Source organism: Sphingobacterium sp. BS-2, assembly GCF_046161205.1.
GTDB lineage: Bacteria > Bacteroidota > Bacteroidia > Sphingobacteriales > Sphingobacteriaceae > Sphingobacterium > Sphingobacterium mizutaii.
Genome location: NZ_JBIXGO010000018.1, coordinates 198,442 through 216,619 on the forward strand (window position 1 = coordinate 198,442; position 18,178 = coordinate 216,619).

Annotated in this window: 11 protein-coding genes and 1 tRNA gene; 6 read left to right on the forward strand and 6 right to left on the reverse strand. The window is 40.0% G+C overall.

From position 1 onward, the window contains the following. Positions 1–62: 62 nt before the first annotated feature. The gene (locus ACK2WI_RS11170) at positions 63–2,639 is read right to left on the reverse strand and encodes a phosphoenolpyruvate carboxylase (protein ID WP_409150839.1); all 2,577 of its coding nucleotides are present in this window, start codon (positions 2,637–2,639) and stop codon (positions 63–65) included. Between the two features lie 313 nt (positions 2,640–2,952). Between ACK2WI_RS11170 and ACK2WI_RS11175 the strand changes: the two genes are divergently transcribed. Both ACK2WI_RS11175 and ACK2WI_RS11180 read left to right on the forward strand, forming a co-directional pair. Further along, the gene (locus tag ACK2WI_RS11175) at positions 2,953–5,151 is read left to right on the forward strand and encodes an FUSC family membrane protein (RefSeq protein ID WP_409150840.1); all 2,199 of its coding nucleotides are present in this window, start codon (positions 2,953–2,955) and stop codon (positions 5,149–5,151) included. After that, positions 5,135–6,112: a YpdA family putative bacillithiol disulfide reductase gene (locus ACK2WI_RS11180; protein WP_409150841.1), complete on the forward strand. Its 978-nt coding sequence runs from the start codon at positions 5,135–5,137 to the stop codon at positions 6,110–6,112. The genes ACK2WI_RS11175 and ACK2WI_RS11180 overlap by 17 nt, the downstream gene beginning before the upstream one ends. Here the strand turns inward: ACK2WI_RS11180 and ACK2WI_RS11185 are convergent. Then, on the reverse strand, positions 6,101–6,712 hold the full coding sequence (locus ACK2WI_RS11185) for a TetR/AcrR family transcriptional regulator (RefSeq protein WP_409150842.1): 612 nt from the start codon (positions 6,710–6,712) through the stop codon (positions 6,101–6,103). The two genes, ACK2WI_RS11180 and ACK2WI_RS11185, sit on opposite strands and share 12 nt — an antisense overlap. Before the next feature lie 102 nt (positions 6,713–6,814). Here ACK2WI_RS11185 and murB point away from each other — a divergent pair, with 102 nt between their 5' ends. Together murB and ACK2WI_RS11195 are read left to right on the forward strand one after the other, a co-directional pair. Continuing rightward, complete coding sequence (gene murB / locus ACK2WI_RS11190) at positions 6,815–7,831, forward strand: UDP-N-acetylmuramate dehydrogenase (protein ID WP_409150843.1); 1,017 nt, start codon at positions 6,815–6,817, stop codon at positions 7,829–7,831. Positions 7,832–8,115: 284 nt separating this feature from the next. Next, a complete protein-coding gene (locus ACK2WI_RS11195) occupies positions 8,116–8,631 on the forward strand; it encodes an RNA polymerase sigma factor (protein ID WP_093098297.1) in 516 nt (171 codons plus the stop codon). A 112-nt stretch (positions 8,632–8,743) separates the two neighbouring features. On the opposite strand, the gene ACK2WI_RS11200 is transcribed toward ACK2WI_RS11195, so the two are convergent. The 4 genes from ACK2WI_RS11200 to ACK2WI_RS11215 form a co-directional block, all read right to left on the reverse strand. Beyond that, a complete protein-coding gene (locus tag ACK2WI_RS11200; protein WP_093098298.1) occupies positions 8,744–9,664 on the reverse strand; it encodes a PfkB family carbohydrate kinase in 921 nt (306 codons plus the stop codon). Positions 9,665–9,721: 57 nt separating this feature from the next. Beyond that, a tRNA-Asn gene (locus ACK2WI_RS11205) sits at positions 9,722–9,795 on the reverse strand. Positions 9,796–9,952: 157 nt separating this feature from the next. Next, complete coding sequence (gene xylA / locus ACK2WI_RS11210) at positions 9,953–11,281, reverse strand: xylose isomerase (RefSeq protein WP_409150846.1); 1,329 nt, start codon at positions 11,279–11,281, stop codon at positions 9,953–9,955. Positions 11,282–11,293: 12 nt separating this feature from the next. Continuing rightward, a complete protein-coding gene (locus tag ACK2WI_RS11215; protein ID WP_409150848.1) occupies positions 11,294–12,769 on the reverse strand; it encodes a xylulokinase in 1,476 nt (491 codons plus the stop codon). A gap of 359 nt (positions 12,770–13,128) precedes the next feature. Here ACK2WI_RS11215 and ACK2WI_RS11220 point away from each other — a divergent pair, with 359 nt between their 5' ends. Continuing rightward, positions 13,129–16,251 carry a SusC/RagA family TonB-linked outer membrane protein gene (locus ACK2WI_RS11220; protein ID WP_312696943.1) on the forward strand — a complete coding sequence of 1,041 codons (3,123 nt, stop codon included), beginning with the start codon at positions 13,129–13,131 and terminating at the stop codon, positions 16,249–16,251. A gap of 10 nt (positions 16,252–16,261) precedes the next feature. Continuing rightward, on the forward strand, positions 16,262–18,169 hold the full coding sequence (locus ACK2WI_RS11225; RefSeq protein WP_409150850.1) for a RagB/SusD family nutrient uptake outer membrane protein: 1,908 nt from the start codon (positions 16,262–16,264) through the stop codon (positions 18,167–18,169). Positions 18,170–18,178 lie beyond the last annotated feature (9 nt).

Sequence of the window (18,178 nt, forward strand, 5' to 3'; positions counted from 1 at the left end):
AAACACACAAAAATAAAAAAATATCCCTATTAATGCCTATTTCTATCTAATTCAAATTCAATCTAAGCTAAATTTCTTCCTGCATTCACCACTCCATATATGGTTCGGCCAATTAATTTGCGGTATGTTTCTGCTTTGGATTCCTCCATTTTCTGCTTTTCAAGCAAACGGATGGCATAATGCTGGATAATCAACAATGGAAGGATAATTTTTTCTCTTTCTAAAATTGATGCTCTTTCCACTGGATAATTTTCCATTAATTCTTTCATACCGGTCAGTTTCAACAGATATTTCTTGGTCAAATCGAATTCATCTTTCAACATTGTCCAGAATTCTCCAAATCTTGCATCATCTTTCATGTAAGATGTGATGTCAAAATTGGACTTGGTCATCGACATCATACAGTTGTCGATTACTGTATTGAACATACCGGAAGTTTCATATAGGTTCTTCACATAAGACCAAAGGTTATTGTCCTCTGCCCATTGCAAGGCTGAGCCAACGCCGAAGAATCCGGGGATATTCTGTTTCAACTGACTCCATGAAGTCACAAAACTGATGGCACGAAGGTCTTCCAACCGCAGCTCCCTTCCTGAATTTCTCTTCATTGGTCTACTTGAAATATTCATGCTGGAAAGCGATTTCAATGGACTCAAGGTTTCTAGATATTTCAGGAACAAAGGATGATGCCTTAATTCCAAGAATTTCTGATGGCTCTCTGCCGCCATGCGGTCGATCACATCTTTTTGTTTTGCCGTCAAGGTATCTCCTACCCTTTGTTGCAGGTCAGATATCAGACCAGCATGTAATAATTGTTCGATATTGTATTTTGCGGAATCCAATGAGCCATACTGACTACTGATAGTCTGTCCTTGGATAGTCAATTGAATATGGTTGTTTTCGATTTCTTTACCCATTGAAGCGTAGAAACGTTGGGTTTTACCACCACCACGAGCTGGAGGGCCACCGCGACCATCAAAGAAGATCAGATCCACATCATACTCCCTAGAAATGGCCGTCAATTCAATCTTCGCTTTGTAGATAGACCAGTTCGCCATCAGATAACCACCATCCTTGGTACTATCGGAGAATCCAAGCATAATGGTCTGTTTGTTTCCTCTTTTCTTTAAGTGAGCTGCATACACTGGATTTGAATACAAACTGCGCATCACATCAGCGGCATGCTTCAAATCATCTACGGTTTCAAAAAGAGGTACAAAATCCATGGTCAGGTCTTTCTTGGTCCAGCCTTCCCATAAGAATAGCTGCATCAAGCCTAAGATGTCAGAAGCTTTCTGGCAGTTGGAAATAATAAAACGTTGAACCGCTCTTTCACTTCCAGTGGATTGAATTTCTTTGATCAGACGGATAACCTTGATTGTATCTTCAACAAGTGGGTCAATACCATCTTGCAACTCTAAAGTTGCTTCCGTGAATTTGATATGTTTTTCTTTCTCTTCCTCAGAGCCTTCAATTTCTTTTATTTTAATTCCTGTCTCCTTTGGATAGGTTTGAACTAACCAATCAAAGGTACTTCGCAAGGCACTACTATCCTGACGAATATCAAGTGTCGTGAAATAACAGCCGAAAGTTTGGACTTTTCTTCTCAGGTCTTCCACAATCTCTACGAATAAGCCATCGTGGTTTTCTTTCAGGACACGGATGATCTCAGTTAAGTTATGTAAGATCCGCTGAGTTTCATCGACTGGAGTATCACTAGGGTTGAAGCTGTTTTCATAGAACAATTCTTGAAGCTCTTCCATGTACTGCTCGACGCCCCTGAAAGTAATCCTTCTTTTTACGATCCTGAAGTCACGATAATAGCACCTAAAGAGGATGGTTCTCAATAAATTGGCAACCTTTTTCGTGCTTTCCCAGGTTACGTTTGGATTACCGTCACGGTCTCCTCCTGGCCAAAAGCCCAGCTCTATCAGATGATTTACATCCTTAGGGTTGATTTCTAGTTCATCTTCAATTTTAGCTTCTATGCCTGATGCCACACTGTAGAATACATTCTCAAGAAACCAAGCCAAACTGATCGCTTCATCCACGGGAGTCGGACTTTGTTTATTAATAAATGGAGTCTTTCCTAATTGCTGAAGCAAAAGGTGTATGGTTGGAATATCGTTTTTCTTGAGCTCATCAATCAAGTCATTGATGATGGACAACACAGGTCCTGGATAGAACTGCGTAGGGTGAGCAGTCAACACTAACCTTACGGACATATCCTTCAACCTGGAAACGACCTGTTTCTTCAATTGTGGATTAGTCTGCGCTAGATTAAAAATGGATTCTAATCCGCCGGTTTCATCACTTTTACCAACGGCCTTGAACGCTGAATCTTCAACCGCATCAAATAATACAACTTGACGTTCTATATATTGAACAATGCGAAACAACAAGTCCAAACGGTCATCTTCTTGAACATACTGTTCATACTGACCGAAAAAACTATCAATGATTACCTCCGGTGATAAATGCTCTTCCACTCCCTTTTCACAATGGGTCGTAAAAAATGGCAGAATCGTTCCTGTGTGCTTTACCCGTTGGAAGGGTAAAGTCAAGAACAAACTTTTATATAAATCGAACCTCGTGAGGACTTCATTCTGAAAAGTTAATGTCTTTTGGCTTAATCTCATAGTAAGTAACGTATCTTGATTTTTGATAGTTGATTTGTGAACAAACACAAATATATCATTTTAATATCTTTTTCGATAACTAATTGTATTATTTACACTAACCAAACAAAAAATTTGCTATTTTGATAATGCAGGCAAAGTTTTTAAAATGATAATTTTTTAAGCATTCCCCATTTCCTTCAATTTAAGGAATGGTTATCAGAGTTTTGCATATCCGCGGTTTAAACCTTGAGATAATTAAAGATTTTATTGAATTTCATGCATTTTACTCCATAATTTAACCACTGCTTATGTATCTTTGTTTCAACAAAACATGAAAAAAACCAAAGAATTAAGCAATTTCTTCTACAGTCAGTATTTTGCTGACGGTCTACGCATTACCATTGGTTGTATTGTTCCTATTTTGATTTGTGCATCATTGGGCAAATTCCTTTTGGGAACTTATATTTCTTTAGGTGCATTATTAGTGGGGCTTTCGGATACTCCGGGTGCTCCTTCGCATCGTAGAACAGGTATGATTGCTTGTTTAATCGTCTGCATCTTGACCCAATTCATCACTTTTCTTGCGAATGGAAATATTTGGGTCATGGCCATTGTACTGGGTCTTCTTTGTTTTACCTATTCCATGTTTGCAGTCTTCAATGCCCGTGCTGCTACAGTAGGTTCAATGGGGATTCTGATCATGTTGATCTATGTCGATGACATCAATTCCTTCCAAGAGGAAATGATGCTCCTCTTCTATTTCACCCTTGGAGCAGTTTGGTATATGCTCATCAGTTTCTCGATTACCCAAGCCAGGCCTTATCGACTGGCCCAACAGGAACTCTCAGAAACCATTAGGCACGTTGGTGATTTCATCAGATTACGGGCGAATTTCTATGATATCCATAAATCTATCGACGAGAATTACAGCAAACTCATTGATAAGCAGATTGAGGTCCATGAGCATCAAGAAAATGTAAGGGACCTGCTATTCCAAAGCAAGAGATCCATTAAAGATACCACCAAGATCGGTCGTTACCTGACTTTGACTTTTAACGATGTGGTAGACCTCTTTGAGCAGTCTATGACAACCCATTATGATTATGAACTGATCCAAAAGGAATATGGACATACGGGGATCTTAAAGGATTTTAAGCATCTATTGCTGAAAATAGCAAATGAATTGGACCACCTGGCCTATCAATTGAATGCAAACCGTGTTCCCAAGCCATTATACAATTTCAAGGAAGACATCGAGAATATCATGCGATCTATTGAAGCGCTTGAAAAGAAAGATAAGATCAATAGCATCCCGCTGAAAAAGATTTTGATCAGTGTCAGGAACATCAGCATTTTTATCCATAACATCTATAATTATGCGGTTGTAAGACCGAATAGCATCAAGAAACAGGAAATTGAAGAGGCTTCGAAGTTTATCCAAACCGAGCATATCGACCCGAGAAAATTAAAGGACAACCTTTCCTTCAACTCGAGTATTTTCCGGCATGCACTACGGATGGCTATTGTGATGGCTATCACCTATATCGTGTTCAACCTTGACTTTTTCAACATAGGCACCATGGGCAGTTATTGGATATTGCTGACCATTATGGTGATCTTGAAACCAGGATTCGGATTGACCAAGGAAAGGAATTTCCAGCGTCTCCTTGGGACGATCATTGGCGGTATCATTGGTGCCATAATCTTGATGACGGTACATTCAGAGGTGGCACGGTTTGTCATCTTGATCTTTTTCTTCCTGATTGCCTATAGTCTCTTCCGAGTCAATTATATTATGGCGGTCATGTTCATGACTCCTTATGTCTTGATCATGCTGAGTTTTTCTGGCCTTAACACCTTTGAAGTTGCCAAAGAAAGGATTTTCGACACCTTTTTAGGTGGTATGATCGCCTTTTTGTCGAGCTATATAATTTTCCCTAACTGGGAGAGTTTCCAGGTTAAGAACAATATCAGGCAATTGCTGATTGCCAACTATAAATACCTCGCTCAAGCGGTTCGGATCCTTTCAGGTGAAGAAATCACTGTCACAAGCTATAAGCTTTCCAGGAAGGAACTCTACATTGCTTCTGCCAATATGGGTTCTACATTCCAAAGGATGCTATCGGAACCGAAATGGAGACAGAAGAGCACTAAAGAGGTCAACCGATTGGTGATCTTAAACCACATCCTTTCCTCTTATGGAGCTACATTGCTGACACAATTGACGGAAGCCACGGAAACTAACTACACCAAGGAACACTTAACCCTTCTGAAAAAGGTCCTTCAGAATGTTAGCAAGTCTATTGAGGCTGTTCCCATAAAAGGTGCGGATGAATTTATTCCAGTAAGTGATTTTCCTGAGATCACTCCTGAAACTTTGGATCCGGAGGAATCCAAATTAATTACAGAACAATTGCAATTCTTAAATAAAATTTCCTCAGATTTATACAAATCTACCCTGGATGTGATAGAAAAGGAAAGTTCTATACATCCTGAACAAATCGAAATGGCAAATGGACAACTTAATTGATGTATTGATAGTAGGCGGCGGCCCAATTGGGATCGCTTGTGGAATTGAAGCAAAGAAAAACAACTTAAGCCATGTAATCATTGAAAAAGGTTGTTTAACAAACTCTTTATACAATTACCCGATCAATATGACTTTCTTCTCCACTTCGGAGAGACTGGAAATCGGCGATACTCCATTTGTCACTACAAACCCTAAACCTAGGCGTGCTGAAGCACTAGAATATTATAGACGCGTAGAAAAGAAATTCAATCTTAATACCCATCTATTTGAGGAAGTCCTGACCATCAATAAACTTGATGGCACCTTTCAGGTCACTACCAATAAATCAATCTATAGAGCGAAAAACGTAATTGTAGCCACTGGATTTTATGATATCCCGATGTATTTGGGGGTCCCTGGAGAAGGTTTGGAAAAGGTCCGTCACTATTATGATGACCCACATTATTATGCGAATCAAAAAGTCATTGTCGTGGGAGCAAGCAATTCCTCAATTGATGCTGCCCTGGAAACCTACAGGAAGGGCGCCGATGTAACTTTGATCATAAGAGGCAAGGAAGTTAGTCCTAGGGTGAAATATTGGGTTCGTCCAGATATCGAGAACCGTATCACCAATGGCGAAGTAAAAGTACATTACAGGTCAAACATCGTCAGCATTGGGGAAAGAGAAGTTCAGGTTTCTACTCCAAAAGGATTGATCAATATCGAGAATGATTTTGTTTTGGCTTTGACAGGTTATCGCCCTAACTTTGAATTCCTTGAAAAAATAGGGGTTGAAGTTCCTTCAATAGCTCCCTGCATCCCTGCACATAATCCAGAAACCATGGAAACCAACGTTGAAAACCTATATTTGGCGGGCGTGGTTTGCGGAGGATTGAATACGCATCTATGGTTCATAGAAAACTCTAGGATCCATGCACATTTGATCGTAAAAAGTATTTTGGAAAAGAATCTAAACTCTTAGACCGTTGATGAAAATCTTCGCCAACTTTTTCTGGAGATTTAGGATATAATCAAACTCTTCTTTGGATGGTGGCAGGAAAAGATTCTTGAATTCTTGTAAGATACCGATCCGCATTCCCAATAGAGAAATCAAGAGGATTTTAGCTGTTATTTCAATTTCTTCTACATCGATTTCTTTGGTATCCACTCCTTTTCTCAGAACTAAGCAAACTTGTTTGATTTCTTTTTCGAACAAAGATGGTAGGATGGCTTCAATATCAGGTGGCATTTCATTCCGCAACGAATAACTGAACTCAAACAGATTGAAATTGTCCTTGATAATACGCAACCTGGTACACAAGAATGCTTCCATAGCTTCGTTGACACTTTTAGATTGCGCGATCTTTTGAGTCGTTTCATTGACAATCTCATCCACAGCCATTTCAAATACAGCGGCGTATAATCTATTTTTATCAGGAAAGTAATAGTAAAGTAATGCTTTAGAAAATGACAGGTCCTGGGCAATCTCCGCCATGGTAGTTTTGGCTAATCCATAATGTGCAAACCTACGCTTTGCCGCCTCCAATATCTTCACCCTTTTCGCATCTGCATTTTTTGCCATACACAATAAAATTAGTTTATAATTTGCCGTTTACCTATCTTTACAGCCTTGTAAACTAAGATAGATTAATTTTTCGAACTTTTAAAGGATTCGGTCAAAAAAATGAAAAACGCTACTCAAGAGAATAAATCCCTAAAAAACCTGAATACTTTCGGTATTGAGGCCATAGCAAATCAATATATTCAGGTAGAAGATGAGCAGGTTTTAAAAGACTTATTTTCTGCAGGAGCATTCGAAAATGAATTTTTCATCTTAGGTGGTGGAAGCAATGTTCTATTCACCAAAGATTATCCGGGTTTGATCGTCCATGTAGCTAATAAAGGGATACAGCACTTTATTGAAGGCAATAATGTATTCGTCACTGCAGCCGGTGGAGAAGTGTGGAATGAACTGGTATGGTACTGTATCGAGCATGATTTCCCTGGTTTGGAGAACATGGCACTGATCCCTGGAACGGTTGGTGCATCACCTATCCAGAACATAGGTGCTTATGGTCAGGAACTGATGCATATCTTTTATTCTTGCCGAGCATTTGATTGCAAAACTGGTGAATTTATCACCTTCAACAACCAAGATTGTCAATTCTCATATCGGGACAGTATTTTCAAGAGGGAATATAAGGGCAGATTCATCATCTGCAGTGTTACTTACAAGCTTGAACTATTTGGCAAGATCAACACGAGCTACGGCGCCATTGAAAGCGAATTGGAAAAGAGAGGCATCAGCAACCCAAGCATCAAAGATGTAGCTGAGGTGGTATCTTATATACGCGTAGAAAAGCTTCCAGATCCATCAACTATTGGCAATGCTGGCAGCTTTTTCAAGAACCCAATTATCCCAAAATCGCAGTTTTTAGAACTTCAAAAACAATTTCCCCAAATCGTACATTATACCATGGACCAAGACCATGAAAAGCTGGCGGCTGGCTGGCTGATTGAACAGTGTGGATGGAAAGGAAAAACGGTTGGCCAGGTGGCTGTGTGGAAAAATCAAGCTTTGGTTCTCACAAACATTGGAAAAGCAACTGGTAATGAAATATTTGAAGTATCGTCTACTATTGTGGACGATGTGAATACACAGTTTGCTGTTGTTTTGGAAAGGGAAGTCAACATACTATAAAAGTTTTCCACATTTTCTTGACTCCGATATTTTTTTTATTATAAAACAATAATCATCGATTATAATACAATAAAAGCCGTTACACGTTTTTATTCCACTTTCGTGTCGCGAAAATTCCTTCTGCTAAAATATCGATATCCACAATTTTATTAATTTACTGCACAAGAATTGTATAGTGTACCGTAGAAATATTATGGCTTAATAATTTTTTCGGTTGTTCAGCTTAAATCAGGCACTTGCCTGGAAACATCGCATCATTTAACTATACTATAATCGCTAATTGTATGAACAAGATCGAATTTAACTCACTAGTTGTTAAGCATTCAGAATCACTTCGAAGTTACGCCAGAAACTTCACCCGTGATCACGAAGATGCTAACGACTTAGTACAAGACACCTTACTCAAGGCAGTCACGTACTTTAAGAACTTCAGGGACGGAACCAATTTGAAAGGTTGGCTTTATACCATTATGAAGAACACCTTTATCAATAATTACCGTCGCGTCGTAAAAACCAATTCCTTTATCACGAAGGAAGAAGAAATCTCACAAATTAACCTTGTTGTTTCTGCAGCAAAAAACAATGGTGAAAACAAGTTCATCATGGAGGATATCAACTATGCGCTATCCAAATTATCCGATGAATATTACATCCCGTTCACCATGTATTTTGAAGGTTATAAATACCATGAAATATCTGACCATCTGCAGATTCCAATAGGAACAGTAAAAACAAGGATACATGTAGCAAGGAAGTCAATGAAAAAGACACTTACTGCATATAAATTCAAAGAGAATTAATCTCTTTAAAACATCCGAAAAAATATTATTAAAGGTTTATTCAAATTAAGCCGTAGACCCCTTGTACAATTTTAAATGTCGCAAAGGGAGCTTAAAGAAATTCGAGATAAGCTTATTCGCTTATCTCGAATTTTGAAAGTTTCACAAACTCTTGTATACGGTTCGATATTTCTTCATTGCTTAGATTCTGTAATCTTTCCGTTCCAAATTTCTCTACACAAAAAGAAGCTAAAGCAGATCCGAAAATAATCGCATTCTTCATGTTGGCAAAATTAATGGACTGTAGCTTTGCTAAATATCCAATAAAACCACCTGCAAATGAATCTCCTGCACCTGTTGGATCAAATACATCGGCTAATGGCAATGCTGGTGCTGAAAAGACCTGACCTTCTCCAAACAACAATGCTCCGTGCTCTCCTTTTTTGATGATGAGGTATTGAGGTCCCATTTGAAGGATTTTCTCAGCAGCTTTAACCAAAGAGTATTCACCAGACAATTGTCTTGCTTCAGCATCGTTGATCGTCAAGACATCAACTTTCTTCAACACCTCTTTCAATTCATCCAATGCTACGTCCATCCAGAAGTTCATGGTATCCAAAACAACCAGCTTTGGTTTATTTTCCAAACGGTTCAAGGTAGCCATCTGTACTGCTGGAGTCAAGTTACCCAACAATAAATACTCACAATCTTGGTAGGATGCAGGAATCTTCGGGTCAAAATCTGCCAATACGTTCAACTCGGTGATCAAGGTATCACGGCTGTTCATATCATTATGGTATTTTCCGGACCAAAAGAAAGATTTCCCTCCAGGGATCACTTCTACGCCTTCCACATTGATTCCTCTTGACTTGATGATGTTTAAGTTATCATCTCCAAAGTCTTCTCCAATAACAGAAATTAATTTAACATCTGGGAATAGATAAGATGCTGCTAATCCAGCAAATGTAGCTGCTCCACCAACGATTTTATCGGTTTTGCCAAATGGGGTTTCAATGGCATCGAAAGCAACTGTTCCAACGATTACTAAACTCATGGATATAAATTATGTTATAAAAAAAATGCCGGCGATTGGCCGGCTGTTTTATTTTTGCTCCTGAAGCTGGGCTCGAACCAGCGACCCTCTGATTAACAGTCAGATGCTCTAACCAACTGAGCTATTCAGGAATTCGAATTGATAAGGTTGCCCTCATCTTCAAAGTGGTACAAAAATAGGTTTTTAATAATTAATACACAAACAAAAATTTGAAATATTTATCAAAAAAAGCCTTTAAACACGTAATCCACTCATATCCAATGAAAATTATCTTATCAATTCGATCGACTAAATATAACGATTGACTAAATTCTCTAAGAATTCCTGTTTTCCACTTCTCATTTCAGGTTCTCCGTTCTCAACTGCATAGGTTCTCAAATCTTCCAAAGTCAGTTTCCCTTGCTCGTACTCTGCTCCTTTTCCTTTATCAAAACTTGCATAACGATCTTTTCGGATTTTCTTGTAATCAGATTTCTGAAGGATGTTATCTGCAGTAACCAAGGCTCTCGCAAACGCATCCATACCGCCGATATGAGCATAGAACAAATCTTCTGGGTCAGTTGAATTCCTTCTGATCTTAGCATCAAAGTTCACACCTCCCCCTTGCAAGCCTCCTGCTTCCAAAATAATCAACATAGCTTCTGTCAATTCATTAAGGTCATTTGGGAATTGGTCGGTATCCCATCCATTTTGATAATCTCCACGGTTAGCATCGATTGAACCTAACATACCTGCATCTGCAGCTACTTGTAGTTCATGTTGGAAGGTATGGCCAGCTAATGTGGCATGGTTTACTTCAATATTCAATTTAAAATCTTCCAATAGATCATATTGCCTTAAGAAACTGATCACAGTTGCCGAGTCATAATCATATTGGTGCTTTGTTGGCTCACATGGTTTTGGTTCAATAAAGAATGTTCCTTTGAAACCGTTCTTGCGCGCGTAATCCTTTGACATGTGTAAGAATTTTGCCAAATGCTCCTGTTCGCGCTTCATGTTGGTATTCAATAAGGACATATATCCTTCTCTACCACCCCAGAACACATAGTTCTCACCTTTCAACGCAATCGTAGCGTCCAAAGCTGCTTTCACTTGTGCTCCTGCATGTGCCAATACATGGAAATCAGGGTTGGTTGAAGCACCATTCATATAACGATGATGGCTGAAAAGGTTAGCAGTACCCCACAGCAACTTAATTCCGCTTTCTTTTTGTTTCTCTTTGGCGTATTCTGCAATAGCTGCCAGATTCGAGTCATTCTCATTGACGTCATTTCCATAATCTACTAGATCGACATCATGGAAACAATAATACGGCAATTGCAATTTCGTCATGAACTCAAAAGCTGCATCCATCTTATCTTTTGCACGGTCAAGTGCCTTTGATTTCTCATCCCAAGGAAAGAAGTGGGTCTGCCCACCAAAAGGATCCGCTCCATTTCCATTGAATGAGTGCCAGTAGGCACATGCAAATTTAAAATGCTCTTCCATCGTCTTTCCCCCAATGACCTTTTTTGCGTCATACCAACGAAATGCCAATGGATTATCGGAATCTAAACCTTCGTATTTGATTTGCCCGATGTTCTTAAAATACTCTTTTTCTCCAATTAAAACTTTCATATTTATAGTTGATTATAATTTCTGTTGTAAACTTTCCTTCCAATTCGCATAGAGCTCATTATAGGTTTCCTTATCCTGAGGCTCGATGGTCTTTATCTTTTTCAAACCTGAGAATGCCTCTTTTTTATCTTTATAAACCTGAGCACCAATCCCTGCACCCAAAGCCGCTCCCACACTGCCATCATTCTCATACAGCTCGACAGGTACATTGGTCACTCCTGCAAAGGACTGCTGAAACACGGGACTCAAGAACATATTGGCATAACCGGCTTTGATGACCGTTGGATGGATTTCATTTTCCTTAATGATATCCAGTCCATATCGAAAAGAATGGGCAATGCCTTCTTGGACTGCTCGCCAGATATGCGCCGCATCATGCCTCACAAAATCAAGGTTTTCAATATGTCCATTAACGGTTTTATTGTTCAGCATCCGCTCAGCGCCATTACCAAATGGCAAAACAACGATGCCTTCAGAACCAATAGCTATATCGGCTGCCTTTTGGTTAATCTGATCGTAATCTAGACCCTGGGCAGTCAATTTTTTAATCCAGCTATTCTGTATTCCGGTCCCATTAATGCACAACAGTACGCCAATATTACTTTGGTCTTTACTATGGTTGACATGGGCAAAGCTATTTACCCTCGATTGTTTATCAAATATCAAATGGTCGGCTACTGCATAGATCACACCCGAGGTCCCAGCCGTAGCTGCTACTTCGCCAGCATCAATCACCCCTAAGGAGAGTGCATTGTTGGGCTGATCGCCCGCTTTATAACTCACAATAGCCTTTTCAGAGAGCCCTAATTCTGCGGCAACCCCTTTATCGATAGAACCGTAATTCGAAAAAATAGGCTGCACATCAGGAACTAAAGCTTGGTCAATTCCATAATAATCCAACAAGGTATCCGATAAGGCATCTTTTTCAAAATCCCATAATATCCCTTCAGAAATAGAACTCGGATTAGAATTGATCTGCTTGGTCAAGCACATACAAAGAAAGTCGCCCGGAAGCATGAACTTATGCACCTTTTCGTACAGAGCAGGTTCATTGTTCTTAACCCAAGAGAGCTTAGACGCTGTAAAATTACCAGGAGAATTAAGGTGAGATTTTAGAAATCCTTGGGGTTCTAACGATTGAAAAGCTTCATTTCCAATTTCCACTGCCCGACTATCACACCAAATAATGGAATTGCGGAGAACATTTTGTTCCTTATCGACCACAACCAGACCATGCATCTGATAGGCAATTCCAATTGCAGCAATGTCTTTAGGGTCATACTGTCCGCTTCTATTGGCTTTCAATATGGCTTTCTTGGTATTCTGCCACCAAAGATCGGGATCTTGTTCAGCCCAACCCTTTTGTTGCGATATGATTTCAGATTCGGTTTCCGGATATTGGGCAGAAACTATTCGTTTCCCAGTCTGTGCATCCAACACAGAAACTTTAATAAAAGAAGTCCCTAAGTCAATCCCTAGTAATAGCATAAATTGTTTATAATGGGTAAGTTGATTCCACAATATAATTATTTTTAGAATAAGAGAGGCACCCAATTGTGAATTCCTGAAATCCCCTGATTTTTTGAGATGGTCAACAAAGCAGGCAAACAATCCGTCAAAACACTGATAACCAACAACAAACCATCCAAAACATTAGCACTTTTCAACTATAACGTTTTCGTAAATAAAGATATATCGGTTTAGCAATCTCAGGTAATTTATTGGTTATAATTGTGTTATAAACCAGAATACATCAATCATTATCTAACAACATTTACCGCTTCGAAGGCCTATCTAAACAGCTTTTGAAGGTGAAAATGCAATGTAAACCTTAAACTCTTTAAATTATGACAAAACAGTACGTTTTACTCATCCTATTCTCTTTTGGGATGATTCTGCTCTCGGCAGCTCCCTGTTTTTCTCAACAAAACCAAAACCTCATACGAGGGACTGTAAAATCAACCGATGGAATGCCTGTTGAAGGGGCCAGCATCATGCAGTCAGGGACTAAAAATGGAACCCTTTCAGATGGGGACGGAAAATTCGAGCTTGAATTAACAGACGGCAACAGAGGAACCTTGACCATTACCCACACAGGTTTCAACAGCCAAACCGTCAACATCAACAGCCAAGACCTTCAAATTACCCTGCAACCTAAAGCCGAAGATCTTGATGAAGTCGTGGTGGTAGGTTATGGCACTCAAAAACGAAAAGACCTAACAGGGGCTGTAGCTTCTGTACAAGCCGAGAAGCTTGAAAAAGAAGCGCCAAGATCGGTTCAAGATCTTTTAAGAGGGAATGCCGCAGGTATTGTAATCAGTCAAGGAAATACAGCCAAGGGCGATGCTGATCTTTTGGTCAGAGGAAGAGGAACTCTAAAGGCTGGCGCCAGCCCACTAAACGTTGTGGATGGGGTCATCTTTGATGGAACCTTCGCCGACATCAACCCAAATGATATTGCTTCCATTGATATCCTTAAAGATGCCAGTGCTACTGCTGTCTATGGAGCCAGGGCGGCAAATGGGGTTGTTTTGATCACAACAAAACGTGGAGCTTCAGGAAAGCCAACTATTACCCTAAATGGCAATTTTGGCTTCGTGGAAAACTCCTATATGCCTAAAGTCATGAACGGACAGGAATTCCTGGCTTATCGCTATGACTACGAAATGGGCAAGAGAGCTCAAGATTACCACGACAAATACCCTGAAATGTTTGTAGATCCACGAAAATTATCGAATGTAGACCAATTGGCTTGGTACAACTACGATCAAAAAGATCCTGCAACGACCGTAACTGAAGAACAATTAATCCGTTCCTGGTTGGCTAGGCTAGAAATGAGATCCCCTGAGATTGAAAACTATCTGATCGGAAAAGAAACAAACTGGCAAGACCTTGTTTTTCACAAAGGAATCCAACAAGATTATACTGCCAGTATTTCCAATAAAACAGACAACCTAAACTACTATTTCTCCCTAAACCATGTAGATCGAGAAGGGTTTATCGTAGGAAATAGATTCAAGAACTTTAGAACAAGAATTAACCTCGAGTCCAAGATCACTAATTTCCTGAAAGTAGGAACCAATGCGAATTTCGCCGCTAGAAACGAAGGTTTCCTTCAAGCGGATTGGGGACAATCAGCAATTATCCCGCCTTATGGTTCTGATAATATTGGTGATCCTAATAGCCTGTACCAAAGATTACCGACTGGCGATGTTACACCAGTCAATCCATTCTTTGACAATATGTTCAGAGACCGTGTGGATCGCTACAACACCTTAAATGCAACTTTATATGGTGTGATTACCTTGCCTTATGGATTTGAAATACAATCCAACTTCACTCCATCATTTATCTGGAGAGAATACTATAACCATGATTCTTCTTTAAATCCAGAGTGGGCAGCCAAGGGTGGAACTGCTGAACGTTCCTTTTTTAGAACTTATAATTGGCAAATAGATAATGTCCTTCGTTGGAAAAAAGCATTTGGAGACCACAATTTCGAAGTTACTCTCTTGCAAAATGCTGAAAAAGGACAGTACTGGAGAACTAAAGCTACAGCATCCAACTTTGTCCCTAGCGATATCTTAGGTTGGCACAGAATCCAAGCAGGAACAGTGCCCCTCAATGAAAGTGATGACACCTACCGCACCGGAGATGCTCTCATGGGCCGTTTATTCTACTCTTTCAAGGATACCTATCTTTTCACGGCTTCCGTACGTCGTGATGGTTATTCCGCATTTGGATCCCAAAACCCAAGGGCAACCTTTCCAGCATTGGCATTTGCATGGAACTTCACGAATGAGAAATTCATGGAGGGAACAAAATCATGGTTAGATTACGGAAAACTAAGATTGACCTGGGGTAGAAATGGTAACCGTGATATCCCGCAATATGATGCGCTTTCGGATATGACCTCAGGCTTACATCCTTACATCGATTCAAAAGGAAATATTTACCTAGGCTCCCAACTATATGTAAACCGAATGGCCAACCTTGGCTTAAAATGGGAAAATAAAGCCTCTTATAACCTAGGTTTAGACTTCGCGATGTTCAAAAACCGTTTATCCGGAGCTATTGACCTATACACCGCAACAACCCATGATCTTTTAGTAGATCGCGAATTACCTGAAATCATCGGATTCAGTAGCGTAGCAGCCAATTTAGGTGAACTGAAAAGCCATGGTATCGATGTAAGCTTAACTGGAAATATCATTCAAAAAGAAACCTTCAACTGGTCCTCTAATTTCATTTTCATGCTCAACCGCAGAAAAATAGTAACCCTATATGGGGATATGGTAGACATTAAGGACGATGCAGGAAATGTTATTGGACAAAAGGAAGCAGATGACATTAAAAACAGATGGTTCATTGGCCAAGATCCAGACAGAATTTGGGATTATGAAAGACTAGGAGTCTGGCAACAAAATGAAGTGGATGAAGCCGACAAATTCGGATTGCAACCCGGCGACTTCAAATACTTAGACCAAAATGGCGATGGCGTGATGACTGATGCCGACCGTATCTTCCAAAGATACAAAACACCACGCTTCCGTTGGTCTTGGAGGAATGACTTCAATTATAAAAACTTCAACCTATCTGTATTCATTTACTCCAACTGGGGTCAAACTGACGGATTTAATCGTGCAGCAAATAACAGCAACTTCGCTGACCGTACGACCGATTATGTTATGCCGCGTTGGACAGCAGAAAACCCGATCGATGACTATGCGAGAATTGGTTCAAAGAACATCGGAACAAATTACATCAACAAATCCTTTGTAAGGTTAGAGAACATTTCCCTTTCTTATTTGGTGCCATCCAACATCTTGGAGAAAGCAAGCATCCGTAACCTAAGGATTTCAGCCTCTGTAAGGAATGCAGCCATGTGGGCTCCACATTGGGAATTTGGAGATCCCGAAGGATTCCCTGTCCCTAGAACTTACAACCTAAGCCTTAATTTCTCACTATAACCTATTGACCATGAAAACTTATAAAAAACTTTTATATATCGGCTTATTCGGTACTGCTTCTATCACCTTGATGGAAAGTTGTAGCAAAGATTGGCTAAAACCTCAACCGCTATCCTTCTATGCACCTGAAGTTGCCCTTTCCACTCCTGAAGGCCTATACTCTGCATTAACGGCTTGTGAGCGGAATATGCGCCATGAATTCTTCGGTGATGGTGCCCCGATCCTTACAGAAATCATCCAATCTGATGTTGCTGTGGAGGGAACAACAGATAAAGCAGGCCCGCAGATGAACATGGACATTGCGCTCCTTCCAGATGCACAACTCAACCATGAAAACAATACGCGTGTTGGCTGGTATTGGTATGAATCCTATAAGGGAATCAAATATGCAAATACGGTAATTTCTAGAATCGACAATGCAACTTTCAAGGATGATGCAGAAAAGAACGCTATCCTCGGAGCTGCCTATTTCCAACGTGCTTACCGCTATTATAAATTAGTCCATCAATTTGGAGATGTTCCTTTTCTAGATTGGGAAATCAATGAACCGAAATACGATTTCTACTCTTATGACAGATGGAGTATTTTGAAGAGATTGAAAAAAGACTTGGAATTCGCGTATCAATGGGTCCCTGAAATAGTTGACCGTGGAAGGACATCAAAAGCTGCCTGTGGTATTCTTTTGATGAAAGTAGCCATGGCTTTGGAAGATTTTGACCTTGCTATCAAGGTTGGAAATGAAGTAGTCGCCAAACACCCCTTAATGAGAAACAGGTTTACAGTAAACCAAAACCGACCAAATACAAATTTGATGTTTGACTTGCACAGCGTAGAAGCAAAACTAGACATGAGCAATACAGAAGGTTTAATGTATGTGGTCGCCTATCCAGAAGCTGAAGGATCGGCAAAAATTGAAACCATGCGTAATGCCGTACCTTTTTGGAACAACGGGAACATCAAAACTCCAGATGGACAAACGGGAACCAATATCAACCTTGCACCCGGTGAAACAGACCCCTCCATGGATCTTAATAAATCTTATGGTAGAGGAATTGGCAGGTTGAGGCCTACTTGGTATTTCAGTAATTCAATTTGGAGGGCGGATAAAGAAAAGAATGACCTTCGCGGAATCCATAACATGAACAGTTGGAAGCGTATGGAAGATCTGAAATACAACAGTCCTGACCTCAAAGCTAAAGGCAGCCAATGGTATGGAAAGAACTTCGTCAAAAGTCCTAGCATGAGTCCTGAAGACACTATTCGTCTTTGGTTCTCTTGGCCACATTACAAGGTTTTTGTACCAGATCCATTGAGCTCTACATGGACTGGCGGTGAAACCCCATGGTATGTATATCGCTCTGCAGAAGTTTATCTACTTTTAGCTGAATCATATTACTGGAAAAACCAACCTGGAATGGCTGCAACTGCACTGAATGAAGTAAGAACAAGAGCTGGGGCTACTCCACTCCAAGCTGGCGAGGTGAATATCGGTGAAATCTTGGACGAACGTGCAAGAGAGTTGTATTATGAAGAAAACAGACATCTTGAATTGGTGAGGATATCATACACCTACGCGAAAACCCGAAAACCTTGTGAAATTTTTGGAGGACGAGTTTACAACTTAGAAAACATCAGTGGACCTGGTGGCACTAATTCCAATATCAAGCAAACTGGAGTCAACTTCTGGTATGATCGCGTGGTTTCAAAAAGCAATTTCTACAACAAAGGAGTGAAACAAAAATGGGCAGAATACAAAATTTCAGTCCACCATATCCTTTGGCCAGTCCCTGCTAGTGCAATCAATACAAACTTAAAAGGGATCATCAACCAAAACATTGGGTATCCGGGTGCCGAAAGAAATGAAAAACCGCTCATCGTACCTGATGAAGGAACAGTATTAGGACCAAAAGCAGAATAAGAAAAATCT